The sequence below is a fragment of the Streptomyces fructofermentans genome (genome assembly GCF_014651055.1).
GTDB classification, from domain to species: domain Bacteria; phylum Actinomycetota; class Actinomycetes; order Streptomycetales; family Streptomycetaceae; genus Streptomyces; species Streptomyces fructofermentans.
This window is the reverse complement of the sequence record NZ_BMWD01000017.1, coordinates 96833-122570: the sequence shown is the minus strand read 5'-3', so window position 1 is coordinate 122570 and position 25738 is coordinate 96833. Positions and strand designations below refer to the sequence as shown.

The following is a 25738-nucleotide window of genomic DNA, read 5'->3' as shown; positions in this document are numbered from 1 at the left end:
TCACTCCACCGTCACGGACTTGGCCAGGTTGCGCGGCTGGTCAACCTCGTTGCCCCGGGCCGTCGCCAGCTCGCACGCGAAGACCTGCAACGGCACCGTGGCGACGAGCGGCTGGAGCAGCGTGGGCGTGACCGGCACGCGGATCAGATGGTCGGCGTACGGGACCACTGCCTCGTCGCCCTCCTCCGCGATGACGATCGTCCGCGCCCCCCGGGCCCGGATCTCCTGGATGTTCGACACGATCTTGTCGTACAGCACGGACCGCCCGCGGGGCGAGGGCACCACGACGACCACCGGCAGGTCCTCCTCGATGAGGGCGATCGGCCCGTGCTTCAGCTCCCCCGCCGCGAAGCCCTCCGCGTGCATGTAGGCCAGCTCCTTCAGCTTGAGCGCGCCCTCCAGCGCCACGGGGTACCCCACGTGCCGCCCCAGGAACAGCACGGTGTCCTTTGCGGCCAGCGACCGCGCCAGTTCCCGTACCGGCTCCATCGTCTCCAGGACCCGCTCCACCTCGCCGGGGATGCGCGCCAGGTCCCGTACGACGGCCCGGATCTCGTCGGCCCACTTGGTGCCGCGCACCTGCGCCAGGTAGAGCGCCACGAGATAGCAGGCGACGAGCTGGGTCAGGAACGCCTTCGTCGAGGCGACCGCCACCTCGGGCCCCGCGTGCGTGTAGAGCACGGCGTCCGACTCCCGGGGGATCGTCGACCCGTTCGTGTTGCAGATCGCCAGGACCCGGGCCCCCTGGTCCCGCGCGTGCCGCAGCGCCATCAGGGTGTCCATGGTCTCGCCGGACTGCGAGATGGCGACGACCAGCGTGCGCGCGTCCAGGATCGGGTCCCGGTAGCGGAACTCGCTGGCGAGCTCCACCTCGCACGGGATCCGGGTCCAGTGCTCGATGGCGTACTTGGCGATCATCCCGGCGTGGAAGGCGGTGCCGCAGGCCACGACGACGACCTTGTCGACCTCCTTGAGGACCCGGGCCGGAATCCGCACCTCGTCGAGCGACAGCGACCCGCTCGCGTCGATCCGCCCGAGCAGGGTGTCGGCGACAGCCTTGGGCTGTTCGGCGATCTCCTTGAGCATGAAGTAGTCGTAGCCGCCCTTCTCGGCGGCGGACACGTCCCAGTCGACGTGGTACGAACGCACCTCGGCGGGCCGCCCGTCGAACCCGGTGACGGTCACTCCGTCCCGCCGGAGCTCGACCACCTGGTCCTGGCCCAGCTCGACCGCCGCCCGGGTGTGCTCGATGAACGCGGCGACGTCCGAGGCGAGGAAGGCCTCGCCGTCCCCGACCCCGACCACGAGCGGCGAGTTGCGGCGCGCCCCGACGACCACGTCCGGCTCGTCCGCGTGCACGGCCACCAGCGTGAAGGCCCCTTCCAGGCGCCGGCACACGAGCCGCATGGACTCGGCGAGGTCGGCGCAGCCGGAGAACTCCTCGGCGAGCAGGTGCGCGACGACCTCGGTGTCGGTCTCGGACTCCAGCCCGTGCCCGCGCCCGGCCAGTTCGGCCCGCAGCTCGGCGAAGTTCTCGATGATGCCGTTGTGCACGACGGCGACCCGGCCCGCGTTGTCCAGATGGGGGTGGGCGTTCGCGTCCGTGGGACCGCCGTGGGTGGCCCAGCGGGTGTGCCCGATCCCGGTCGAACCGCTCGGCAGGGGCCGGTCGACCAGCTCCTTCTCCAGGTTGACCAGCTTGCCGGACTTCTTCGCGGCGGCCATCCCGCCGTCCGCGAGCACGGCGACTCCCGCCGAGTCGTAGCCCCGGTACTCCAGCCTTCTCAGCCCTGCCACGACCACATCGAGCGCCGACTGCGGCCCCACGTATCCCACGATTCCGCACATGGCGGCAGCCTACGGCGCACTCCCGCGCGCCCCGGTGATTGCCCGCGCGCACGGCCCCGCCGCCCCGCCACGGCCGGCACACCCCGGCACGCCCGCCGCCCCGGCACGGCCCGTACCCCGCGGGGCGGGCCCGTCACAGTCCCGCACCGCCTCGGCCCGGCGCCGCCTCGGGCCCCGCACCGCCTCGGCCCCGCCGCGGGCCCCGCGCCTCCGCCGGTCCGCCCGGACAGGGCCTGTCCCGGACGGGGCCTCTCCCGGACGGGACGGCCTCCCGGCCGCTACCGCCCGCGCTCCATCTCGTCGATCGCGTCCTGCACGAGCCCCAGGAACTCGACCTCCTCGCACCGGGGCTTGCTGCCCATCCGGTACAGGTCGATGCAGTCGTAGAGGTACTCCCCCAGGTCCTCGTCCGGCAGATCGGCGGACAGTTCGCTGCACACCCGCCCCTCCAGGTCCGCCCCTGGGCGCAGACCCCGCACCGGTCCCGGCGCTCGCCCGGAGAAGCCGGGCACACGGAAACGTACGGCCACGACGACCACCCCAACCCCTGCAGGCCGGGATGCGGCTCGCTCCCGGATGGCGGGACGCTATCCCCGTACGGCCCGGCGGTCCATACCCCGGGACGCGCGGAGAACGGGCGAGGAACACGCCCGGAGTGACGGACCCCACCCGCCACGCCGTTCAAACTCCCGTAACAATGGACTGTGATCTCACCGGTCTCCTCGTTGCCGCGGAGCGCCCACCGGCCCAGGCCGGAGGCGACTCCCTACCTCGACCTCACCCGCTCGGAGTGGAGCGCGCTGAGGGAGAAGACGCCGCTGCCGCTGACCGCCGAGGAGGTGGAGAAGCTGCGCGGCCTGGGCGACGTCATCGACCTGGACGAGGTGCGCGACATCTACCTGCCGCTGTCCAGGCTCCTCAACCTCTACGTGGGCGCGACCGACGGTCTGCGCGGTGCCCTGAACACCTTCCTCGGGGAGAAGGGCTCCCAGTCCGGTACGCCGTTCGTGATAGGCGTCGCGGGCTCGGTCGCCGTCGGCAAGTCCACCGTCGCGCGACTCCTGCAGGCGCTGCTCTCGCGCTGGCCCGAGCACCCGCGGGTCGAACTGGTCACCACGGACGGCTTCCTGCTGCCCACCAAGGAACTCCAGGCGCGCGGCCTGATGTCCCGCAAGGGCTTCCCCGAGTCGTACGACCGCCGGGCACTGACCCGGTTCGTCGCGGACATCAAGGCGGGCAAGGACGAGGTGACCGCGCCCGTCTACTCGCACCTCATCTACGACATCGTCCCCGGCAGGCGGCTCACCGTCCGCCGCCCGGACATCCTGATCGTCGAGGGGCTGAACGTCCTCCAGCCCGCGCTGCCCGGCAAGGACGGCCGCACCCGCGTCGGCCTCGCCGACTACTTCGACTTCAGCGTGTACGTGGACGCCCGGCCGGAGGACATCGAGCGCTGGTACCTGCACCGCTTCCGCAGGCTCCGCGAGACCGCGTTCCAGAACCCGTCCTCCTACTTCCGCAAGTACACGCAGGTCTCCGAGGAGGAGGCGCTCGACTACGCCCGGACGACCTGGCGGACCATCAACAAGGTCAACCTGCTGGAGAACGTGGCCCCGACGCGCGGCCGCGCCACCCTCGTCGTGCGCAAGGGACCGGACCACAAGGTGCAGCGGCTGAGCCTGCGCAAGCTGTGACCTCCGGGCGGCGGGCGGCTGCCGTTACCCTGCGGGGATGCTGCACTTGCGTCTGATCACGCCCGCCGACCGGACCGACGACGTGGTCCGCCTGATCGAGGGCACGGTCGGCGCGACACACCTCGCGGTCGTGCCGGGTGCCGCGCGCCGCCCCGAGGGCGACATCGTGATGGTCGACGTGGCGCGCGAGGCCGGCGACGAACTGATCGCCGGGCTGCGGGAGTTGCGGATCGACGAGATCGGTTCGATCGCGGTCGAGTCCATCGACCTGTCGCTGTCGAAGCGCGCCGAGCGGGCCGAGGAGGACGCTCCCGGCGAGGGCGCGGACGCGGTCCTGTGGGAGCACCTCGCGGAGGAGACGCACGAGGAGTCGACGCTCTCGGTCACCTACCTGGCCTTCATCACGCTGGCCACGATGATCGCGGCCTGCGGTGTGGTCCTCGACAACGCGATCCTGATCGTGGGCGCGATGGCGGTGGGCCCGGAGTTCGGTCCGCTCGCGGGGTTCTGCACCGCGCTGGTTCAGCGGCATCCGCGGCTGGCGCTGCGTTCGCTGACCGCGCTGCTCGTGGGCTTCGCCGCGGCGATGGCGGCGACCGTCCTCTTCAGCCTCTTCATGGACGCCGTCGGCCTGTTCAGCGAGGGCAGGTTGGAGGACGAGCGGCCCAACACGGCGTTCGTCTACGCGCCGGACGCGTTCTCGTTCGTCGTGGCGCTCCTCGCGGGCGCTGCCGGGACGCTCTCGCTGACGTCCGCCAAGTCGGGGGCCCTCGTCGGCGTGGCGATCTCCGTGACGACGGTGCCGGCGGCGGCCAACGCCGCGGTGGCCCTGAGCTACGGGGACACCCGTCAGACCCTGGGCTCAACCAACCAGCTCCTGCTGAACCTTCTCGGCATCGTCCTCGCCGGAACGCTCACCCTGCTCGCCCAGAAGTGGTTCTGGGCCAGGAAGCGCGCGAATGCCGGCACCCGGCAGGCCGCTGTTCCCGAGTAGCCCGCTCCGTACGGGCCGTCCCCGGCCAACCCGTCACCGAGCACCCGTGCCAGTGCGGTCCGTGCCCGGACGGTCCATCACCGAACGGTCCGTCACCGAACGGCCCGTCACCGAACGACCCGTCTCCTCAAGTCCGCCCCCGGACAGGCGCCTTCAGGCACGGGGCCCCGCGCGGTCCGCCACGGACGCCCCGTGGTCCACACGCAGAACCCCACCCCCCCTGCGGCAACGCTCCTAGCCGAGCGCGGACTTCACCACGTCGGCGAGCCGGGCCGCGACCGACCGCGCCTGCTCGATGTCGGCGGCCTCCACCATGACGCGCACGAGCTGCTCGGTGCCCGAAGGACGCAGCAGCACCCGCCCGGTCGAACCGAGTTCGCGCTCGGCCTCGACGACGGCCGACGCCAGTTCGGCGGAGGTCCCCACCCGGGTCCTGTCCACGTCGGGCACGTTGACGAGCACCTGCGGCAGCCGCTCCATGACGGACGCGAGGTCCCGGAGCGTACGGCCCGTCTGGGCGACGCGGGCCGCGAGCAGCAGCCCGGTCAGCGTGCCGTCACCCGTCGTCGCGTGGTCGCGGATGATGACGTGGCCCGACTGCTCGCCGCCGAGGGCGTAGTCGTGCTCCTTCATCTCCTCCAGGACGTAGCGGTCGCCGACCGCCGTCTGGACGAGCGACAGGCCCTCGCGCTCCATGGCCAGCTTGAAGCCCAGGTTGGACATGACCGTCGCGACAACGGTGTCGGAGCGCAGTGCGGAACGCTCCCGCATCGCCAGCGCGAGTACGGCCAGGATCTGGTCGCCGTCGACCTCGGCGCCCGTGTGGTCCACGGCGAGGCAGCGGTCGGCGTCGCCGTCGTGCGCGATGCCGAGGTGCGCGCCGTGCTCGACGACGGCGGCCTTCAGCAGCCCGAGGTGCGTGGACCCGCAGCCGTCGTTGATGTTGAGGCCGTCGGGATCGGCACCGATCGTGACGATCTCGGCGCCCGCGCGCGTGAAGGCCTCGGGCGAGACCCGGGCGGCGGCGCCGTGCGCCTCGTCGAGGACGACCTTCAGTCCCTCCAGGCGGTTCGGGAGCGCCGCCAGCAGGTGGGCGACGTACTGGTCGAAGCCCTCCTCGTAGGACTCGACGCGTCCCACGCCGGAGCCGGTCGGCCGGTCCCAGGGAGCGCCGGTGCGGTGCTCCTCGTAGACGGACTCGATCCGGTCCTCCAGCTCGTCGGCGAGCTTGTGCCCGCCGCGGGCGAAGAACTTGACGCCGTTGTCCGGCATGGCGTTGTGGCTCGCGGAGAGCATCACGCCGAGGTCGGCGCCGAGGGCGCCGGTGAGATACGCCACCGCCGGCGTGGGCAGCACGCCCACGCGCAGGACGTCCACGCCCGCGCTCGCGAGGCCCGCGACCACGGCGGCCTCCAGGAACTCCCCGGACGCGCGCGGATCCCGTCCGACCACGGCCCTGGCCCGGTGGCCCTCGAAGGTACCCGCCTCGGCCAGTACGTGCGCCGCCGCTACGGACAGTCCGAGCGCGAGCTCGGCCGTGAGATCCGCGTTGGCGACACCCCGTACCCCGTCCGTGCCGAAGAGTCGTCCCACCTGGTGTCCTCCGAACTTGCTCATGTACTCAGAATGTGCGGCTCAGGCCAAGGGTCCGGCTCCGGCCCTTGTCAGGTATATCCCCCGGGCCCGCATGTTTCGCAGACCTGTTTGAAGACTGTGGTAAACGAACGCCCCGGCGACACAGAACGTGCCGCCGGGGCGTTTCGTGCAAACAGCTGAGCGATGTTTAGCGCTTGCTGTACTGCGGGGCCTTACGGGCCTTCTTGAGACCGGCCTTCTTGCGCTCGACCGCACGGTCGTCGCGCTTGAGGAAGCCGGCCTTCTTGAGGGCGCCGCGGTTGTTGTCCACGTCGGCCTCGTTCAGGGCGCGGGCCACGCCGAGGCGCAGGGCACCGGCCTGACCGGACACGCCGCCACCCGAGATGCGGGCGACGACGTCGTAGCGACCCTCGAGCTCGAGCACCTTGAAGGGCTCGTTGACTTCCTGCTGGTGCACCTTGTTGGGGAAGTAGTCCTCAAGGGTGCGACCGTTGATCTTCCACTTGCCGGTGCCCGGGACGATCCGGACGCGGGCGATGGCGTTCTTGCGACGGCCCAGGCCGGCGGCGGGCTGCGGGTCGCCGAAGCGGCCGGCCAGCGACTCCGAGGTGTACTCGCCCTCGACGGGGACCTCGGACTCGGTGGTGTAGTTCTCGATGTCGACGAGCTCAGTCTCTTCGACCGGCTGCTCAACGGTGGTCTCGGCCACGATTCTCCTCAGATTTCTTTATGTCTTAGGGGGTGGCCGGAACTACTGCGCGACCTGGGTGATCTCGAACGGGACCGGCTGCTGAGCAGCGTGCGGGTGGTTCTCGCCCGCGTAGACCTTCAGCTTCGAGAGCACCTGGCGGCCCAGGGTGTTCTTGGGAACCATGCCCTTGATGGCCTTCTCGACGGCCTTCTCGGGGTTCTTCGCCAGCAGCTCGTCGTAGCGGACGGAGCGCAGACCACCCGGGTAACCGGAGTGGCGGTACGCCAGCTTCTGGGTCTTCTTGTTGCCGGAGAGGTGCACCTTGTCGGCGTTGATGATGATGACGAAGTCACCAGCGTCGACGTGGGGCGCGTAGATCGGCTTGTGCTTGCCGCGCAGAATGTTCGCGGCAGTGGTCGCCAGACGACCCAGGACGACATCCTGGGCGTCGATGACGTACCACTGGCGAGTGATGTCGCCGGGCTTGGGGCTGTACGTACGCACGGTCGTAGCCTTCGCTTCTTCAGTGAGTGGGTCCTGACATGGCCACCACGGACGATCACGACAGCCCTGACCGCACTGCGGTGACGCATACCGCGTGCAGGTCGCTGGTCATCAGCCCCGGTGGACCGGTGTAAGGGCCCCTCACGTGAGAATGAGCAAGCCAATACACATAACGAAACGCAAGAATAGCGGCGGTGGGCCGGACGGGTCAAAACGAGCGACCCCGGACGGCCCCCTCCCCCGCGGACGCGGGGCCCGGGAGCCGCGGGGCGGCGCACCCGCCCTGCTCCCGGGCGACCCTCGGCGGACGGCCGGGAAGCCCGGCACCACCCCAGCGTCCGACCACCCGACCGCTCGGCCGTCCGTGGACGGGGAGGGCCAAAAGGCCGTGCGGGGCCCCGGCGCGGCGGCACCGGGCGTCCCCGGGGGCCGGCGTGTCCGCGGATCGCGGCGGCGCGCACGGCGGCGCGTGCGACCGACCGGGCGCCCCCGCGCGACGGACCGGGAAAGTGCGCATCGTCATACCGGAGCACCCCGCCCGGACGGCACCGCGGCCCCCGCAGCGGCACCGCAGCCGGCGGCCCCGTACCCCCTGGGCAGGGACGTCCCGTCGGCACCCGTGCCGGGGGCGGTCGCCGAGGCGGCTCCCGCGGGCCCGCAGGCGGCCCGCACCAACCACCCCGAGATGCCCCCATTGGTGTCGGTCGGGCCGGTCCCACCAAGGGTTCGACCGGGTCCGACTGCCCCACGGCGCGGACCTGCGCACCCCTTGGCCCGTCTAAGATGCGCCCCATGAGCTTTGGGCAGGGGGGACCCCAGTGGGGTTCCGGGGGATCAGGTTCTCAACCTCCCCGATGGAGCAGCCAGACGCCCGACTGGGCAGCGATGGCCGAGGCGTCCGAATCACGCAACCGGCGCCGCAGGTGGATGCTGGTCGGCGGCGGCGCGCTCGCCACGATCGCCGTGGGCGCGGCGGTCGCCGTGGCCGTGGTCTCGGCGGACGGCGACGGACAGGCGTCGAACAAGCCTTCCTCCCAGCTGCCCGCCACCGCGGACATCCCGTCGGACACCACGGGTCCCGGGCCGTCGTTCGAGGAGACCTCGGCGCCGCCCCCGCTGGACCCGAAGGAGTTCATATCCGACGTGAAGAAGGACACCGCGCCCATCGGCCCGGACACCCTCTTCCCGGGTACGCAGCTCACGATGGGCGAGACCGTCTACAAGAAGGGCGCGCTGGCCTCCACGAAGACCTGCGCGTCGGCGGCCCAGGGCACGCTGGGCGCGGTGCTCACCAAGAACGACTGCACCCGGCTCATGCGCGTCACGTACATCAGGGACGGCATCGCGGTGACGGTCGGCGTGGCCGTCTTCGACACCGAGGCCAAGGCCCTGAAGGCCAAGAACGACGCCGACAGCAAGAGTGTCGTGCAGTCCCTCTCCGGCTCGGGCGTCCCCACGTTCTGCCGCTCGGCGATCTGCCGCTCGACCTCCAACGCGTACGGCCGCTACGCCTACTTCACGGTCGCCGGCTTCACCAACGGCAAGGACGTGAAGCAGAAGGACACCAAGGTCTTCACCACGGGCGACGACCTGGCCGAGTTCACCTTCCGCCAGATCCACCGGCGCGGCGAGGCCCAGGCCTCGGAGGCGGCCGGCCAGTAGCACGGAGCGCGCCCCGGGCCCGGCCGAAGCCGGCCGGGCCCGCCCCGCGGGTGCCCGGGCGCCGCTACCTGTTCCTGAGCCGCAGCCTGACCGGCACCACGGCCGATTCGAGCTGGGTGCGCAGGGTCATCTTGGAGACGCCCTCGGTCCGCTCCTCGAAGCGGATCGGGATCTCGACCGCGCTGTGGCCGGCCCGTACGGCCTTGAACTTGAGCTCGACCTGGAAGCTGTAGCCCGCGCTGTCCAGGGAGCGCAGGTCCACGTCGCGCAGCGCCCGCGCGGACCACAGGTTGAAGCCCGCGGTGACGTCACGGATCTTCGTGCCGAGCACCGTGCGCGCGTAGCGGTTGGCGAAACGGGACAGCAGGACGCGGTGCGCGCCCCAGTCGTCGTCGAGCTGCCCGCCCTCCACGTACCGGCTGCCGATGACCAGGCCGACGCCCGAGGCCACGGCGGTGCCGAGCATCCGCGGGACCGCTTCCACCGGGTGGCTGCCGTCGGCGTCCATCTGCACGACGTACTCGGCGCCCTCGTCGACCGCGGCGCTCATACCCGCCACGTACGCGCGGCCGAGGCCGTCCTTCTCGGTGCGGTGCAGCACGCTCATCCGGCGCCGCCCGTCCGCGTTGTACTTCTCGGCCAGCTCCTCGGCGATGCGCCCGGTGCCGTCCGGACTGGAGTCGTCCACGACCTTCAGGTGCAACCCGACCAGCGGCAGCCCCAGCAGGGCCTCCGCCATCCTCGGCAGGTTCGCCGCCTCGTTGTACGTGGGCATGACCACGGTGACGGCCACATCCGCCCCCACGTCGTACGTCATCTCTTCAACCTCCCCATTCGATCGGCTTCTCCGGGCGCCGGCCTGCCCAGCGCACGGAACTCCCAGCCCGCCGCGACCCATTCGGCCGCGTCGAGCACCCCCCTCCCGTCCACGATCCGCGGACGGGAAACCAGTGAGCGGGCCGTGTCCGGCGAGATCTCGCGGAACTGCGGCCACTCCGTCAGGTGCAGCACGAGATCCGCGCCGACCAGCGCCTCCTCGGCCGACACCGCGTACCCGAGCAGCGGGAACGCCTTGCGGGCGTTGTCCATCGCCTCGGGGTCGTGGACCGTGACATCGGCGCCGTCCAGCCGCAGGCGCGCGGCCACGTTCAGGGCCGGCGAGTCACGTATGTCGTCCGAGTCCGGCTTGAAGGCCGCGCCGAGCACGGTGATCCTGGCGCCCAGCACCGCGCCCCCGCACAGCTCGCGGGCCAGCTCGACCACCCGGTCGCGGCGCCGCATGTTGATCGCGTCGACCTCGCGCAGGAAGGCCAGGGAGACGCCCAGCTCGTCGGCGCGGTGCGCGAAGGCGCGGATGTCCTTGGGCAGGCAGCCGCCGCCGAATCCGACCCCGGACCGCAGGAACTTCTTCCCGATGCGGTCGTCGTGCCCGATCGCCTCGGCCAGTACCGAGACGTCGGCGCCCGTGGCCTCGCACACCTCCGCCATGGCGTTGATGAAGGAGATCTTGGTGGCGAGGAAGGCGTTCGCCGCGGTCTTCACCAGCTCGGCGGTCGGGAAGTCGGCCGTGACGACCGGTGTCCCGGCGGCGATGACGGGCGCGTACACCGCGCGCAGCAGCGCCTCGGCCCGTTCCGATCCGACCCCGAGGACCAGCCGGTCGGGCCGCAGGGTGTCCTCGACGGCGAAGCCCTCGCGCAGGAACTCGGGGTTCCAGGCGATCTCCGCGGCGTGGGTGTCCGCGAGCCGGCCTGCCGTGCCCACGGGGACGGTCGACTTGCCGACCAGGAGCGCGTCCGGGCCCGCGTACCGGGCCATCGACGCGAACGCCGAGTCCACGTACCGCAGGTCGGCGCCCTCGGAGTCCTTGCGCTGCGGGGTGCCGACGCAGATGAAGTGCACCTCGCCGAAGGCGGCGGCCTCCTCGTAGGAGGTGGTGAACCGCAGCCGGCCGCTCGCCGTGTGCTTCGCGAGCAGCTCCGGCAGCGCGGGCTCGTGGAAGGGCACCCGCCCCGCCTGGAGCGCGGCGACCTTGTCCGGGTCGACGTCCACGCCGAGCACCTCGTGCCCGAGTTCCGCCATGCAGGCGGCGTGGGTGGCACCGAGGTAGCCGGTGCCGATGACTGTGAGCCGCATACGGGCGGCCTCCTTAACGTTCTTCTTCGGGGTGGCTGTCTGCCGCTACTTGCGGTCGAGCACCTGGACCGTGACGCGGTGCAGTTCGACCCTGCGGCCCGCCTCGAAGTCCTTGGCGATGACAGCCGCCGTCTTCTCGTTCATGCCCTGGAGCAGCGGTTTGCCGTCCCGGATCGTCGAGACCAGCCAGAGCCGGTCGACGTCCGCGAGGCAGCGCGCCGGGCGCCGGCACTCGGTGGCGCCGTACGAGCCGTTCTGCTGGGGGGTGAACTCCATCAGCACGTCCTCGGGAGCCCTGCGGTCCCGCAGCTCGTAGGACATCGCGCGGCGCTCCGAGAGGCCGCCGTTGAAGATCATTCCGTCGCCCGGGCGCGCCTTGCCCGCGACGGCCGCGGCCGCGGCCGCGTAGTCCGGCTCGTCGTCCATGTCCCGCTTGGCGAGGTCGATCCCGGGCAGGGCCGCGAAGGCGTACCCGGCCGCGACGGCCGTCACCAGGAGTCCGGAGAGGACCTTGGCGCCGGCGCCGGACCGGGCCCCCGGGGTGAGCGGGCCCGAGAGCCTCGCCACCAGTGCCCCCGCGAGGAGCGCCCACGCGGGGACGGTGAACAGCAGGTAGCGGGGCAGGAAGAGGTGCAGCTGGTTGGCGGTCAGGAAGGTCAGGACGGGCGGCAGCAGCGTCCAGGACGCGAGCAGCAGCGCGTACCTGCGGGCCACGAGCAGGCCGAGCAGGCCGGCTCCCATGAGGACCCCGCCGGTGATCCACGAGCCGAAGAGCTCCTGCGGGTAGTCGATCAGGTCCTGGGTGGTGGTCACGTTCCAGGAGATCTGACCGCTCTGCCCGGACCCCTGCGCGACCATGGGCAGGGTGATGGAGAGCCCCAGCATGGCCGCGCCTGCGAACGCGTAGTGCACGATGCGGTCGCCGCGCCGCTTCTCCAGGACGACCAGGCACAGGTGGCCCGCGACGACCGACAGCGCGACGAGGTGGCCGAAGCCGGTCGCCGCGACCGCCAGGCCGTACAGCGTCCAGTCCCGCAGGCTCGGCTTCTCCAGTGCCCGCAGCAGGAGCAGCGTGGCGAGCAGCGCGAACAGCGTGGCGAAGGCGTAGGGCCGCGCCTCCTGTCCGTAGCGGGTGACCGCCGGGACGACGGCGAACAGCAGTCCTGCCAGCAGGCCCGCCCGCACGGCGAAGACGCGCCGCCCGATCAGTCCGACGAGTCCCGCCGACACCGCCATCGCGAGTGCGCCGGGCAGCCGCAGCGCGGCGGGCGAGTCGCCGGCCACCGCGATCCAGAGGTGCATGATCGCGTAGTACGGGGTGAAGACGACGTCGATGTGCTCGATCAGCCGTCCCAGGTCGCCGTACGAGAGCGACGAGGCCCACCAGGTGGCGTGCTCGTCGCGCCACAGCTGGCGGCGCCCGAGGCCGGGCAGCACGCAGGCGAGCGTGGCCAGCGCGGGCAGCACGAAGACGAGCAGCGCCGACCCCCGCGCCCCGCGGGCGTCGCCCGAGGCCGCGCGGCGCCTGTCCGCACGGCCTCCCCCGGCCTCGGCCCGGGGGGCCTGCGGCTCCTCGACAGGTGTGTACGCCGTCATCGCTTCACCCAGATCCGGTACGGCGCCTGGCCGCTGTCCTTGTCCGCGGGCGGGAGCACCGCCAGCACGCGGTAGTGCTTGGAGCCGCGGAACGCCTCGGGAGTCCTCTCGCTGCGCAGCACGATCGCGTCGTACGAGCCCTTGAGCACGGCGGACGCCAGTTCGGCGCCGCGCGAGGCCCGGTGCCACTGGCCGGGCTCGGTCGCCGAGCGGAGGTAGTACGCGGAGATCTCGGGGTCGTCGCTGAGATAGCTGCCCTTCCCGTCCACGACCTGGCGCATCGCGCCGATCATGCGGGCCGAGTCCGTCGGCCTGTACAGGCTCTGCGTCTGGGCCATGCCGACGACCAGGGCGGCCACGTAGATCATGATGCCGATCTGCGGGTACCTGAAGTGCGCGCCCATCAGCCGGGAGACGCCCAGGCCCGCCATCGGGACCGCGAAGAGCAGGCCGAAGCCGACGTGGATGTGCAGGGAGCTGCCGTTGCCCAGGTACGCCTGGTAGAGCGGGGCCAGGAGCGCGGTCGCGCACAGGGTCACGCCCAGCGCGGCGCGGCGCACCGAACCCGGGGCGTCCCCCTCGGCCCAGGGCATCTCGCCCATGCGGGCCCGGCGGGTGTAGCCGACGGCTCCGATGACGGCCACCAGCAGGACGATGCCGCCCCACTGGCCGCTCTGCCCGAGCAGCGACAGGGCGCTCTCGCCGCTGTGCGCGTTCCAGCCGGTCGGCGTGCCGTTCAGCCGGACGCCCGCGAAGAGCATCGCGCCGGTCGCCACCGCGAAGAGCGCCCCGCGCGCGAACGCCCCGGCACCGCGGAAGCGGTACGCGGTGAGCACCGCGAGCACGGTCAGTGTCGGCAGGTACAGGGCGGCCGAGTACGCGGCGAACGGTGCGAGCGCGGCGAAGGGCGCCGCGAGCAGGACCGCCGCCGGATGCGTTTGCCGGGTCTTGGCCAGCAGCCACAGGGCCGCCGCGAGCAGGAACAGCGACAGGGAGTGCATCGAGGCGTAGCGGCCCGTGAAGGCGGTGGACTCCAGCACGGAGTACATCGCGGCGGCCGCGAGCGCGGCCCGCGGGTTGAACAGCATGCGGGTCGCGCCGAACAGCAGCGCGGTCGCGCCGAGCGCCCAGGCCAGGCTGAGCATCCGGGCGCCGGCGAGTCCGCCGTCGGCCACCAGGCCGGACACGCGGCCGCCGGACATCAGGAACTCCGCCTCGTCGGGGAACGCGCTCCCGCCGACCCGGTACGACAGCCCCGCCTGGACCATGAGGATCAGCAGCAGCACGCCGCGGCTGATCCAGGCCGAGCGGCTGTTGTCCATGGACCAGGCCGAGACGGGCACCTCGGGAAGCACGTACGCGGGCTCGGGCTCGGGTTCCGGCTCCAGGACGGTGTAGTCCGGCTCGTGGAACTCGGGCTCCGCGTCCGGCTGCTGCGGGCGGCGCACGGCGGACCCGGCGGCCGCCCGCCGGCCGCTGTACGGCGGGTACTGCTGCTGCCAGTCCTGCTGCGGACCGGGCTGCTGCGGAACCGCCGCCTGCGGGTACCCGTAGCCCTGCTGCGGGTACGGGCCGGACTGCTGGGAGTACCCGCCGGACTGCTGGGAGTACGGGTCGGGCTGCTGGGTGTGGGCGTCGGGCTGCTGCTGGTACTGGCCCTGCTGCCCGTACTGCTGCCCGTACTGGCCCTGCTGCGGGCCGTACTGATCCTGCGGCTGTCCCTGATCGGGCCAGCCGCTGTTGCGACCTCCGGTCATGACTGGGGGACCTCGAATCCGAAGGCGTCGTCGGCGATCAGACGCTTGAACTCGCCGAGCGCCAGCGGGCTGCTCTGGATGCGCCAGTCCGCCCGCTTCGGAATGTTGAACCAGACGAAGCCGATGAAGTCGTCGCTCTGCCGGACCCCGCCGATGAGCCGGCGGACGTCCGCCCTGCGCCGCTCGCCGGGCTCCGCCGAGGTCTCGCTGATCAGGATCGGCTTGTCGGTGAACGCGGCGATCTGGCGCCGGGTCGGGCCGTAGAGGGCGTCGAACGTGCTGGCGCCCGTCTGCGTCCAGTAGCCGACGACACCGACCCAGTCGACGTACGTGTCGCCGGGCCAGTACGCCTTGAGCTTCACGTCGGGGACCGGGTTGACGACGTTCGGGCTCCACACCCAGATGACGTTGGTGGCGCCCTCGTCCTGGAAGACGTCGTGGATGTGCCGCCATGCCGTCACGAACTCGCGCGCGGTCTGCTTCTTGGTGCCCCAGGGGTACCAGTGGCCGTTCATCTCGTGGCCGAAGCTGATCGCGACGGGGGCGTTCGTCTCCCGCACCTTCTTCGCGAACCGCTTGACGTAGCCGTCCTGCGAGCCGTCCGCGATGCTGCCGAGCCCGGGCTTGAAGGGCTCCCACGACACATAGAGCAGGCTGCCGGCCTCGAAGACGTTCTGGGCGCCCTCCGCGTTGAAGTCGTCTCCCCACGAGGAGTACGACCCGACCAGGTTCGGCTTCTTGCCGACGGTCCTCGCGAAGGCGTCGACCGGCTTCATCGAGTCGGGCGCGCCGTCCACGGCGACCCCGAAGAACTTCTTGTCGGGCCGGATCAGCGGCTTCACGTCGTACGGCAGGACGTCCGGGTGGTTACTCGAGTCGCCACCGGCGGAAGGCTCGCGGGCCGCCGCGGCGGCCGGGTCGTCGTCGGCGAGGAAACCGCAGCCGGTGAGCCCCGTCAGCGACATGAGCGCCACGGCGAGCGTGAGGAGGGACTTGCGGATCATGCGGTGTCACCTACGGTGTGATGCTCCTTGGGCTGGATCAGCGCGCGGGCGACGACCAGCGCGTAGAACAGCCCGGAGGACAGGACGAGCGCGAAGTCCGGCGGGTAGCCGGTGAACAGGCGGTACACGGCGGCACCGACCCAGACCACGGCCGTGCCTCCGCTCCACACCCACAGGCCGAGCCAGAAGCGCCGGGTCTTGTTCTTCTTCGCGCCCTTGGAACCGGTGGGCTGCCAGCCCATGCGCTGCTTGCGCAGGATGTCCCAGATGGCGAAGACGTGCGCCCAGCCGTACATCATGCGCGCCGACCAGGCCTCCAGCCGGTACGGGGACTTGTGCCACATCGGGAAGATCATGGTCGTGTAGAGGATGCTCGGCAGCACCCACACGAGGTGCTTGACCTGGAGCATCTCCGGGCTCGTCAGCAGCAGCACGATCGGCACGAGAGGCGCGAAGAAGGTGAACAGCGCCGTGTGGATGTAGTAGAAGAACCCGGACATGTAGCAGAGCCGGCTGGAGAACCTGATCGGCGCGTCCCAGAACTTCTTGCTGCCGAGCAGGGACATCGACCCCGAGCACCAGCGGTACTGCTGGTTGAAGAAGGCCCCGGCCGTGTCCGGGCACACCCCGGTGGACAGGGCCACCGGCACGTACTTCAGGTCCCAGCCCAGACCGCGCAGGTCGAAGCCCGTGTGCACGTCCTCGGAGTGCTCGATGAGCGTCGTGCCGCCGTTGGTGTCCAGCGCCGCGCGCCGGTAGATCGCGCAGGAGCCCACGCAGATCGCGCCGTCGCTGTTCTGCCGGGACACCTGGACGGAGCGGTAGAACAGCTCCTGCACCGCGCCGGCGCCCCGCTCGATCCAGTTCTGCGAGTCGAGGACCCGGAAGTACTGCGGGGACTGGATGATGCCGATCCGGTCGTCCGCCTCCATGTACGGGAGCAGCTCCTCCAGGAGGTCGGAGCGCGGGGTGAAGTCGGCGTCGAGGATCAGGATGTACTTGCCGTCCGACTGCCCGAAGCCGTAGTGCAGGTTGCCCGCCTTCTTGAACCAGCCCCGGTTCTCGCGGGTTCCGTAGCGGAACCCGAAGTCGGCGGCCATCGCCGCGAGCTCGGGGCTCGCCCCGTCGTCCAGGACGAAGGGCACGCACTCGCCCGGGTAGCGGTCCGCGAGCCGGCGCACATGCGTCCACGTGTTGTGGAGCACCTCGATCGGCTCGCCGCAGACCGGCAGGAAGACGTCGACGGACGGATGGACCCGCGGCTGCCAGCCGCGCACCAGCTCCTGGTGGTGCGCGAAGTCGAAGTCCCGCGTGAAGCCGTTGACCCGCAGGGACACGAGGTAGTAGACGACCGTGAACGCCAGCGGCGGCGCGAAGATCCACATCAGTGGACTCGCCTGCGCGAGAGCGACCTGGCTGACGGTCAGGCAGCCGAAACTGACGATGGACGCCAGTGTCAGCACCCACAGTCGGCGCTTGACGTACGAGTACTTCTCGGCGTGCGAGGGCGGCGCGGGCAACAGCCCGAGCGACACCCCCGCGGCACCACGACGTCCCGCATGCCGTACGGCCCTTCGCCCCCCAGCGGAGGCCGTACCGGACATGCGGGCGGAATCCAGCGAAGACATTCCTTCACCCCCCGGGCCAGCGGCCCGAACCTGCCCCACCCTGAACGAGGACCTCATATCGCGATACCGCGATACCGGGACGCCGGAAAGCCGGGACGCCGGGACATCGAGATATCGAATATGAGGTCGAGAGACGCCAGAGTATCCGAGATGTCCGGGGTGCAGTAAGTGCATACCGGTGAGTTACGCCGCCCAAATAGCGACAAGTCCGACATTTAAATGCATCGAGCAGGTAACTAATAGGTTTCCGAGTGGCTCACACCGGGCAGACCTGTGGCCCACGCCATTCAGCAGCACCCCGCCCCCGGCAGCGACCGCCGGTTCCGGGCCTCCTTGTTCCGCGCCGCCAGCAGCTCGTCCGCCGGATAGCCGACCTCCTCCAGCGTCAGTCCGTGCGGCCGTACGACATGCACCGCGGAGTCCCGCACCCCGGCTGCCAGCACCTTCGCCGGCCAGTCGGCGCCCCGGTGCCCGTCCCCCACGAACAGCAGTGCCCCGATCAGGGACCGGACCATGTTGTGGCAGAAGGCGTCGGCCCGCACGGTGGCCGTGATGATCCCGTCGCTCCCCCGCTCCAGACTCAGCCGCTGGAGCGTACGGATGGTCGTCGCGCCCTCGCGCCTCTTGCAGTACGCAGCGAAGTCGTGCTCGCCGAGGAGCTGCCGCGCGGCCTCGTTCATGGCGTCGACGTCGAGCGGCCAGTCGTGCCACAGGACGTGGTTGCGCAGCAGGGGGTCCACCCCGCCCGGCTGGTCGGTGACGCGGTAGGCGTACCGCCGCCAGACCGCGGAGAAGCGCGCGTTGAACCCGGCCGGCGCCTCCGCGAGCGACCACACCCGCACATCCCTGGGCAGCCTGCCGGCCAGCCGCTTCAGCAGCTTCTCGCGGTGCTCGGCCCACAGCTCCCCGGGCAGGTCGACGTGCGCCACCTGTCCCCGGGCGTGCACCCCGGCGTCGGTGCGCCCGGCCACGGTCAGCTCGTACACCGTGTCCCCGGACCGGGTCACCGTCCGCAGCGCGTCCTCGATCTCGCCCTGCACGGTCCGCCGCCCGCCGGCCTGCTTGGCCCACCCGGAGAACTCGGAACCGTCGTACGAAAGATCCATCCGAACCCGTACGAACCCGGGCTCCGCCTCGTCACTCACACACAGATCCTCTCTAGTTCCGGATGCCTCCGGAGAACGTGAAAGCGGGCCCGCCCCGGAAGGGACGGACCCGCTCAAGACCGCGAGGTGGAACCTCAGGCGTCCTTGGACTCCTCGGCGGCGGCCTCGTCGGCGGCCGGCTTGGCGTCCTCGACGACCTCGTCGGACTTGGCCTCGACGGCGTCGTCCTTCTTGAGGGCGTCTTCCTTCACGGCGCGCTTGGTGGCCGCCTCGGCCTCACCGGTGGCCTGCTGGGCCACGGTCAGGGCCTCGACCAGCTCGATGACAGCCATGGGCGCGTTGTCGCCACGACGGTTACCGATCTTGGTGATACGGGTGTAGCCACCCGGGCGGTTCTCGTAACGCGGGCCGATCTCGGTGAAGAGCGTGTGCACGATGCTCTTGTCCGTGATCACCGAGAGGACCTGGCGGCGGTTGTGAAGGTCGCCCTTCTTCGCCTTGGTGACCAGACGCTCGGCGTAGGGACGCAGGCGGCGGGCCTTGGCCTCGGTGGTGGTGATGCGGCCGTGCTCGAAGAGCGACTTCGCGAGGTTCGCGAGGAGCAGCTTCTCGTGCGCGGCGCTGCCGCCCATACGGGCACCCTTGGTGGGCTTCGGCATGTGTTTCTCCTAGGTGTCTGCCCCGGCCGTACCAGGTACCGGGGTCAGTGTCCGAGCGGGCGATCGCCCGTCGAAGATCCGACGAGCCCCGAAGGGCCGAGTCGGAAGGGGCGCGGGGAACTGCGCGACAAGCCGCAGCCCACCCGCACCCAGGAACCGGAAGTCGGTCCCGAGACTCAGTACTGCTCGGTCTCGACGAAGCCGGCGTCCGCGTCGTCGTCGGCGCCGAAGGCGTCGGCGGCGGCGGTCGGGTCGAATCCGGGCGGGCTGTCCTTGAGCGCGAGGCCCATGCCGGCCAGCTTCGCCTTGACCTCGTCGATCGACTTCGCACCGAAGTTGCGGATGTCGAGCAGGTCGGCCTCCGAGCGGGCGACGAGCTCGCCCACGGAGTGGATGCCTTCCCGCTTGAGGCAGTTGTACGAGCGGACCGTGAGCTCCAGCTCCTCGATCGGCAGCGCGAGATCGGCGGCCAGGGCGGCGTCCGTGGGGGACGGGCCCATGTCGATGCCCTCGGCGTCGATGTTGAGCTCGCGGGCCAGACCGAACAGCTCGACCAGGGTCTTACCGGCCGACGCCATGGCGTCACGGGGACGCATGGCCTGCTTGGTCTCGACGTCGACGATCAGCTTGTCGAAGTCGGTGCGCTGCTCGACACGGGTCGCCTCGACCTTGTACGTGACCTTCAGCACCGGCGAGTAGATCGAGTCGACCGGGATGCGCCCGATCTCCTGACCGACCTGCTTGTTCTGGACGGCGGAGACGTAGCCGCGACCGCGCTCGACGGTCAGCTCCATCTCCAGCTTGCCCTTGCCGTTGAGCGTGGCGAGGACGAGGTCGGGGTTGTGGACCTCGACACCGGCCGGGGGCGCGATGTCGGCGGCGGTGACCAGACCCGGGCCCTGCTTGCGCAGGTACATCACGACCGGCTCGTCGTGCTCCGAGGAGACGACCAGCTGCTTGATGTTGAGGATCAGGTCGGTGACGTCCTCCTTGACGCCCGGCACGGTGGTGAACTCGTGCAGGACACCGTCGATCCGGATGCTGGTGACAGCGGCGCCCGGGATCGAGGAGAGGAGCGTACGGCGCAGGGAGTTGCCGAGGGTGTAGCCGAAGCCCGGCTCCAGCGGCTCGATCACGAACCGGGAGCGGAATTCGTCGACGACCTCTTCGGTCAGCGACGGGCGCTGAGCAATAAGCATGAAGGAATCCTTCAGTCAGGGGCACCCACTATTTGATGCCCTGAAGCACCGGGCCGAGGCCCGGACGTGCTATGTGCAAGGGTACGGGCGATACAGCCCCGGAGAGCCGTACCGCCCGAAAACCTCAGACCAAGCAGACGTGCGTCGGGTCAGACGCGACGGCGCTTGGGCGGACGGCAACCGTTGTGCGGGGTGGGGGTGACGTCCTGGATCGAACCGACCTCGAGGCCCGTGGCCTGGAGGGAGCGGATCGCGGTCTCACGGCCGGAGCCGGGACCCTTGACGAAGACGTCGACCTTGCGCATGCCGTGCTCCTGCGCGCGGCGGGCGGCCGACTCGGCGGCCATCTGCGCGGCGAAGGGGGTGGACTTGCGCGAGCCCTTGAAGCCGACGTGGCCGGCGGAGGCCCAGGAGATCACGTTGCCCGAGGGGTCCGTGATCGAGACGATCGTGTTGTTGAACGTGCTCTTGATGTGCGCGTGGCCGTGAGCGACGTTCTTCTTTTCCTTGCGGCGCACCTTCTTGGCAGCGCCCTGACGACCCTTGGGGGGCATCTATTTCTCCTACGGGGAGGTGGTCGGTCCTACAGCGAAGACCGCTGATGAAGCGTTGTCCGCTGAGGACTACTTCTTGCCCGGCTTCTTCTTACCGGCGATGGCGCGACGCGGGCCCTTGCGGGTACGAGCGTTCGTGCTGGTGCGCTGACCGTGGACGGGCAGGCCGCGACGGTGACGCAGACCCTGGTAGCAGCCGATCTCGACCTTGCGGCGGATGTCGGCCTGAACCTCGCGACGGAGGTCACCCTCGGTCTTGAAGTTTCCGTCAACGTACTCGCGGATCTTGACCAGCTCCTCCTCGGAGAGGTCGCGAACGCGGGTGTTCGGGTTGACGCCGGTCTCGGCCAGCGTCTTCTGCGAGAGGGTCCGGCCGATGCCGAACACGTAGGTGAGGGCAACCTCCACGCGCTTGTCGCGCGGGATGTCAACACCGGAAACGCGTGCCATTCAATGGCTCCAGTTGTCGTTCGGAGGTCTTCCGCAGAACCGGATCCCGCCCGCCGTCCTCCTCGTCCCACGAGGATTCGGTACGGACCGGGTCCCCGGCCTCCGACCGGGGGTGTCAGATCCGGCGTACTGACCCGGATCTGGGATCTGCGTATGAACATGTACTACTTGCGTCGCGCGAAACTCTGCGGGTGCAGAAGGATCGGTCGTGCGTCAGCCCTGGCGCTGCTTGTGGCGCGGGTTGTCGCAGATGACCATGACCCGGCCGTGACGGCGGATCACCCTGCACTTGTCGCAGATCTTCTTGACGCTCGGCTTGACCTTCATTGGGTGAGGTTCTCCGGGTCAGTGCCACCACCCCGCGGAACGGGGCACAGGCAAGATCTACTTGTACCGGTAGACGATCCGGCCACGGGTCAGGTCGTAAGGAGACAACTCCACCACGACCCGGTCGTCAGGGAGAATGCGGATGTAGTGCATACGCATCTTGCCGCTGATGTGTGCCAGGACCTGGTGGCCGTTCTGGAGCTCAACCTTGAACATGGCGTTCGGAAGAGACTCGACGACAGTGCCCTCGATCTCGATGGCACCTTGCTTCTTGGCCACGCTTCGCCCTTCGAATCGACTACCTTGATCGACTCCGCGCTAGCGCATGCAGACATGCGGGTGCACGAGAGCCGACGAGTCAGTCTACGCCAGGGCTCTCGGAAAGACGAATCGAGAGAGTCTGCCCACCGCTGGAGCTCTCTAAGCGGGGGTGTGCCGGGAGAGGGCTCGGACGCCCGCCCCCGGAAGCCGTGGACGGACCGGCGGAAACTGCCGCGGCCCGTCCCGGAGCGGGGCTCAGCCCAGCGGGTCGGGCGCGGCGGTGATCCCGAACTCGGCGAGCTTCGCCCTGCCGCAGTCGGGCGCCGTGAGGACCAGGGGGCCCTCCTCCGTCAGCGCGACGGAGTGCTCCCAGTGGGACGACCAGGTGCCGTCCGTCGTGATGACGGTCCAGTCGTCGGCCAGGACCTCGGTCCTGGGGGTGCCCAGGGACACCATGGGCTCGATGGCGAGGCAGAAGCCGGGGACGAGCTTGGGGCCCTTGCCGCGCCGCTTCTCGACGTAGTTCAGCAGGTGCGGGTCCATGTGCATCTCGGTACCGATGCCGTGGCCGCCGTAGTCCTCGACGATCCCGTACTTGCCGCCACCGGGCTTCGGCTGCCGGCGGATGTAGGTCTCGATGGCCCGGGACACGTCGACGAGGCGGTTGCCCACCTTCATGGCGGCGATGCCCGCCCACATCGACTCCTCGGTCACCCGGGACAGCTCGATGAGCTCCGGGGCGTGACCGGACCCGACGAAGGCGGTGAAGGCCGCGTCCCCGTGCCAGCCGTCGACGATGGCGCCCGCGTCGATCGAGATGATGTCGCCGTCCTTGAGGACGACCTCGTCGCTCGGGATGCCGTGGACGACGACCTCGTTCGCGGAGGTGCAGATCGTCGCGGGGAAGCCGCCGTAGCCGAGGAAGTTCGACTTCGCGCCGTGCTCGTCGAGGACCTTGCGCGCGACCTGGTCGAGGTCACGGGTCGTGGCGCCGGGGACGGCCGCCTCCCGGGTCGCCCGGTGGACGGCGGCGACGACCAGGCCCGCCTCACGCATCTTGGCGATCTGCTCGGGGGTCTTGATCTGCACCATGAGGGCCCGCGCTCTCCGTCTTCTCTGCCTACTCGGTTACGTACACAACAGTAAGGCCGCGGCACCCCCGGAGGGGACCGCGGCCGAACCGACCGGGACGACTACTTGTCGTCGTCCTGGTCCTCGCTCCTGTGGTCGAGGGCGTCCATCGCGCGCTTGGTGACCTCGTCCACCTTGCCCAGCGCCGAGATCGTCACGACCAGGCCCTGGGCCCGGTAGTAGTCGATGATCGGCTCGGTCTGGGTGTGGTAGACCTCCAGGCGCTTGCGGACGGTCTCCTCGGTGTCGTCGTCACGCTGGTACAGCTCGCCGCCGCAGACGTCGCAGACGCCCTCCTTCTTCGGCGCGCTGTACGTCACGTGGAAGACGTGGCTCGAATCCTTGCGGCAGATGCGGCGGCCGGCGATGCGCTTGACCACCTCGTCCTCGGGGACCTCCAGGTCGAGCACCGCGTCCAGCTCCACACCGTCGGCCTTGAGCGCCTGGTCGAGCGACTCGGCCTGCGAGACGTTCCGCGGGAAGCCGTCGAGCAGGAAGCCGTTCACGGCGTCCGGCTGCTCCATGCGGTCCTTGGCCATCGCGATCGTGACCTCGTCCGGTACGAGGTTGCCCTCGTCCATGTACGACTTGGCCAGCTTGCCGAGTTCCGTCTGCTGGCTGATGTTCGCACGGAAGAGGTCGCCCGTGGAGATGTGCGGGATCGACAAGTTCCGGGCAAGGAACGCGGCCTGCGTTCCCTTGCCCGCACCGGGCGGCCCGACGAGGACGATACGCATCAGCGGAGGAACCCTTCGTAATTGCGCTGCTGGAGCTGGCTCTCAATCTGCTTCACCGTCTCCAGACCGACACCCACGATGATGAGGATGCTGGTTCCACCGAACGGGAAGTTCTGGTTTGCCCCGAAACCAACCAACGCCATCGTCGGCACGAGAGCGATCAGCCCCAGATACAGCGAACCCGGCCAGGTGATCCGGTTGAGTACGTATGCCAGGTACTCAGCGGTTGGCCGGCCGGCCCGGATGCCCGGGATGAAGCCACCATACTTCTTCATGTTGTCCGCGACTTCCTCGGGGTTGAACGAGATGGCCACGTAGAAGAAGGCGAAGAAAACGATCAGCAGGAAGTACGTGCTGATGTAAATCGGGTGGTCACCCTTGGTGAGGTTCTGTTCGATCCAGGTCTTCCAGCCCGACGTGCCGCCCGCGAACTGGGCGACCAGAGCCGGGATGTAGAGCAGCGACGAGGCAAAGATCACAGGGATGATGCCCGCCTGGTTGACCTTCAGCGGAATGTACGTCGAAGTGCCGCCGTAGGACCGGCGGCCGATCATGCGCTTCGCGTACTGGACCGGAATACGGCGCTGAGCCTGCTCCACGAAGACGACCAGGCCGACCATGACGAGGCCGACCGCGATCACGGTGCCGAACTCGATCCAGCCGCCCGCGAGGTCACCCTGCTGCTTGATGGCCCACAGCGCCGACGGGAACGTGGCGGCGATCGAGATGAACATCAGGATCGACATGCCGTTGCCGATGCCGCGGTCGGTGATGAGCTCGCCGAGCCACATGACCGCGGCCGTACCGGCGGTCATGGTGATCACCATGGTGATCGTGACGAAGATCGACTGGTCGGGCACGATCTGGTTCGCGACGGGGCAGCTGGTGAACAGCGCACCGCTGCGGGCGGTGGCGACCAGGCCCGTGCCCTGGAGGATGGCCAGCGCCACCGTCAGGTAACGGGTGTACTGCGTGATCTTCGCCGTACCGGCCTGGCCCTCCTTCTTGAGGGCCTCGAGTCGGGGGATCACCACGGTCAGCAGCTGCAGAATGATGCTCGCCGTGATGTACGGCATGATGCCCAGCGCGAAGATCGTGATCTGGAGCAACGCGCCGCCGCTGAACATGTTCACCAGGCCGAACAGGCCCTGGTTCTGGCTCGCGTTGTCGATGCAGATCTGGACGTTCTTGTAGTCGACACCGGGGATCGGGATGTGTGTACCAACCCGATAGACCACGATGATGCCGAGCGTGAAGAGCAGCTTCTTGCGCAGGTCGGGCGTCTTGAACGCCCGGGCGAACGCGGTGAGCACGGTGCCTCCTGCGACCCCCGCGCAAGTGCGTCAGAGGTGACGGTCTTGAGGTTCGACGAATACGTAACGGACAGCTAACTAACAGTCAAGGACCGCCCGGAGTTCCCTGACGGCACGCCGGGCGAAAATTAGCAGTGCAGGCCACCTTACCGGCGACACCGCCCCCCTAGGAACGACCAACCGGGGATGCCCCTTTTGTGGGGCATCCCCGGTCGGGATCGCTCATGTCATCGACACGCCTGCTGATGTCAGACGAGCTCGGTGACCGTACCGCCGGCGGCGGTGATCTTCTCCTTGGCGGAGCCGGAGACGGCGTCGACCGTCACCTGCAGCGCCACGGAGATCTCGCCCTGGCCGAGGACCTTGACGAGGCTGTTCTTGCGAACGGCGCCCTTGGCGACGAGACCCTCGACGGTGACCTCGCCACCCTCCGGGTACAGCGCGCCCAGCTTGTCGAGGTTCACGACCTGGAACTCGGTCTTGAACGGGTTGCGGAAGCCCTTCAGCTTCGGGAGGCGCATGTGGAGGGGCATCTGCCCGCCCTCGAAGCGCTCCGGAACCTGGTAGCGGGCCTTCGTGCCCTTGGTACCACGACCAGCCGTCTTACCCTTCGACGCCTCACCACGACCCACACGGGTCTTGGCGGTCTTGGCGCCCGGGGCGGGACGGAGGTTGTGGATCTTGAGCGGCTTGTTCTCCGCCATGATCAGTCGACCTCCTCAACCGTCACGAGGTGACGGACATGGCGAACCATGCCGCGGAACTCGGGGCGGTCCTCCTTGACGACCACGTCGTTGATCCCCTTGAGACCAAGCGAACGCAGGGTGTCGCGGTGGTTCTGCTTGCTGCCGATGTACGACTTCGTCTGCGTGATCCTGAGCTGAGCCATGA

At 69.8% G+C, this 25738-nt stretch carries 26 protein-coding genes; 3 read left to right on the top strand and 23 right to left on the bottom strand.

Annotation, left to right across the window (positions count from 1 at the left end; all coding sequences use genetic code 11):
* Entirely contained in the window at positions 1–1848 is a 1848-nt protein-coding gene (glmS, locus tag IE265_RS22990; protein WP_190037529.1) for a glutamine--fructose-6-phosphate transaminase (isomerizing), read from the bottom strand.
* Between the two features lie 278 nt (positions 1849–2126).
* A complete protein-coding gene (locus IE265_RS22985; protein ID WP_190037595.1) occupies positions 2127–2378 on the bottom strand; it encodes a hypothetical protein in 252 nt (83 codons plus the stop codon).
* A gap of 174 nt (positions 2379–2552) precedes the next feature.
* Between IE265_RS22985 and coaA the strand changes: the two genes are divergently transcribed.
* Together coaA and IE265_RS22975 are read left to right on the top strand one after the other, a co-directional pair.
* On the top strand, positions 2553–3542 hold the full coding sequence (gene coaA / locus IE265_RS22980; protein ID WP_190037528.1) for a type I pantothenate kinase: 990 nt from the start codon (positions 2553–2555) through the stop codon (positions 3540–3542).
* Positions 3543–3579: 37 nt separating this feature from the next.
* Positions 3580–4536 (top strand): DUF389 domain-containing protein, encoded by a 957-nt coding sequence (locus tag IE265_RS22975; protein WP_190037527.1) that lies wholly within the window; start codon positions 3580–3582, stop codon positions 4534–4536.
* 234 nt (positions 4537–4770) lie between these two features.
* Here the strand turns inward: IE265_RS22975 and glmM are convergent, their stop codons facing one another.
* The 3 genes from glmM to rplM form a co-directional block, all read right to left on the bottom strand.
* Entirely contained in the window at positions 4771–6129 is a 1359-nt protein-coding gene (gene glmM, locus IE265_RS22970) for a phosphoglucosamine mutase (RefSeq protein WP_190037587.1), read from the bottom strand.
* Between the two features lie 190 nt (positions 6130–6319).
* A complete protein-coding gene (rpsI, locus tag IE265_RS22965) occupies positions 6320–6841 on the bottom strand; it encodes a 30S ribosomal protein S9 (protein WP_190037526.1) in 522 nt (173 codons plus the stop codon).
* 42 nt (positions 6842–6883) lie between these two features.
* Positions 6884–7327, bottom strand: a complete 444-nt coding sequence (rplM, locus tag IE265_RS22960; RefSeq protein WP_168529673.1) for a 50S ribosomal protein L13 — start codon at positions 7325–7327, stop codon at positions 6884–6886.
* A gap of 792 nt (positions 7328–8119) precedes the next feature.
* Between rplM and IE265_RS22955 the strand changes: the two genes are divergently transcribed.
* Positions 8120–8989, top strand: coding sequence for a hypothetical protein (locus IE265_RS22955; RefSeq protein ID WP_190037525.1), 870 nt, complete (start codon positions 8120–8122; stop codon positions 8987–8989).
* 64 nt (positions 8990–9053) lie between these two features.
* Here the strand turns inward: IE265_RS22955 and IE265_RS22950 are convergent, their stop codons facing one another.
* The 18 genes from IE265_RS22950 to rpmD all read right to left on the bottom strand — a co-directional run bounded on the left by IE265_RS22950 (position 9054) and on the right by rpmD (position 25736).
* Positions 9054–9806, bottom strand: coding sequence for a polyprenol monophosphomannose synthase (locus IE265_RS22950; protein ID WP_190037524.1), 753 nt, complete (start codon positions 9804–9806; stop codon positions 9054–9056).
* Positions 9803–11125 carry a UDP-glucose dehydrogenase family protein gene (locus IE265_RS22945; RefSeq protein WP_190037523.1) on the bottom strand — a complete coding sequence of 441 codons (1323 nt, stop codon included), beginning with the start codon at positions 11123–11125 and terminating at the stop codon, positions 9803–9805. The genes IE265_RS22950 and IE265_RS22945 overlap by 4 nt, the downstream gene beginning before the upstream one ends.
* Before the next feature lie 45 nt (positions 11126–11170).
* Complete coding sequence (locus IE265_RS22940; RefSeq protein ID WP_190037522.1) at positions 11171–12721, bottom strand: glycosyltransferase family 39 protein; 1551 nt, start codon at positions 12719–12721, stop codon at positions 11171–11173.
* Entirely contained in the window at positions 12718–14478 is a 1761-nt protein-coding gene (locus IE265_RS22935) for a glycosyltransferase family 39 protein (RefSeq protein WP_190037521.1), read from the bottom strand. Before IE265_RS22935 ends, IE265_RS22940 begins: the two co-directional genes overlap by 4 nt.
* Complete coding sequence (locus IE265_RS22930; RefSeq protein ID WP_190037520.1) at positions 14475–15482, bottom strand: glycoside hydrolase family 26 protein; 1008 nt, start codon at positions 15480–15482, stop codon at positions 14475–14477. The genes IE265_RS22935 and IE265_RS22930 overlap by 4 nt, the downstream gene beginning before the upstream one ends.
* Positions 15479–16867, bottom strand: coding sequence for a glycosyltransferase family 2 protein (locus IE265_RS22925; protein ID WP_229916419.1), 1389 nt, complete (start codon positions 16865–16867; stop codon positions 15479–15481). The genes IE265_RS22930 and IE265_RS22925 overlap by 4 nt, the downstream gene beginning before the upstream one ends.
* 530 nt (positions 16868–17397) lie before the next feature.
* A complete protein-coding gene (truA, locus tag IE265_RS22920) occupies positions 17398–18255 on the bottom strand; it encodes a tRNA pseudouridine(38-40) synthase TruA (protein WP_190037519.1) in 858 nt (285 codons plus the stop codon).
* Positions 18256–18350: 95 nt separating this feature from the next.
* On the bottom strand, positions 18351–18875 hold the full coding sequence (gene rplQ / locus IE265_RS22915) for a 50S ribosomal protein L17 (protein WP_190037518.1): 525 nt from the start codon (positions 18873–18875) through the stop codon (positions 18351–18353).
* 176 nt (positions 18876–19051) lie between these two features.
* The gene (locus tag IE265_RS22910) at positions 19052–20074 is read right to left on the bottom strand and encodes a DNA-directed RNA polymerase subunit alpha (protein WP_003966937.1); all 1023 of its coding nucleotides are present in this window, start codon (positions 20072–20074) and stop codon (positions 19052–19054) included.
* 149 nt (positions 20075–20223) lie between these two features.
* The gene (gene rpsK, locus IE265_RS22905; RefSeq protein ID WP_003956432.1) at positions 20224–20628 is read right to left on the bottom strand and encodes a 30S ribosomal protein S11; all 405 of its coding nucleotides are present in this window, start codon (positions 20626–20628) and stop codon (positions 20224–20226) included.
* Positions 20629–20697: 69 nt separating this feature from the next.
* Positions 20698–21078, bottom strand: coding sequence for a 30S ribosomal protein S13 (gene rpsM / locus IE265_RS22900; protein ID WP_190037517.1), 381 nt, complete (start codon positions 21076–21078; stop codon positions 20698–20700).
* Positions 21079–21291: 213 nt separating this feature from the next.
* Positions 21292–21405, bottom strand: coding sequence for a 50S ribosomal protein L36 (rpmJ, locus tag IE265_RS22895; protein WP_003974245.1), 114 nt, complete (start codon positions 21403–21405; stop codon positions 21292–21294).
* 57 nt (positions 21406–21462) lie between these two features.
* Positions 21463–21684 (bottom strand): translation initiation factor IF-1, encoded by a 222-nt coding sequence (gene infA, locus IE265_RS22890; RefSeq protein ID WP_003948620.1) that lies wholly within the window; start codon positions 21682–21684, stop codon positions 21463–21465.
* A 237-nt stretch (positions 21685–21921) separates the two neighbouring features.
* Positions 21922–22758, bottom strand: a complete 837-nt coding sequence (gene map / locus IE265_RS22885) for a type I methionyl aminopeptidase (protein ID WP_190037516.1) — start codon at positions 22756–22758, stop codon at positions 21922–21924.
* Positions 22759–22859: 101 nt separating this feature from the next.
* The gene (locus IE265_RS22880) at positions 22860–23534 is read right to left on the bottom strand and encodes an adenylate kinase (protein WP_190037515.1); all 675 of its coding nucleotides are present in this window, start codon (positions 23532–23534) and stop codon (positions 22860–22862) included.
* Complete coding sequence (gene secY, locus IE265_RS22875) at positions 23534–24847, bottom strand: preprotein translocase subunit SecY (RefSeq protein WP_190037514.1); 1314 nt, start codon at positions 24845–24847, stop codon at positions 23534–23536. The genes IE265_RS22880 and secY overlap by 1 nt, the downstream gene beginning before the upstream one ends.
* Before the next feature lie 248 nt (positions 24848–25095).
* Entirely contained in the window at positions 25096–25551 is a 456-nt protein-coding gene (gene rplO / locus IE265_RS22870) for a 50S ribosomal protein L15 (RefSeq protein ID WP_190037513.1), read from the bottom strand.
* A gap of 2 nt (positions 25552–25553) precedes the next feature.
* The gene (rpmD, locus tag IE265_RS22865) at positions 25554–25736 is read right to left on the bottom strand and encodes a 50S ribosomal protein L30 (protein ID WP_190037512.1); all 183 of its coding nucleotides are present in this window, start codon (positions 25734–25736) and stop codon (positions 25554–25556) included.
* Between the last annotated feature and the right edge of the window lie 2 nt (positions 25737–25738).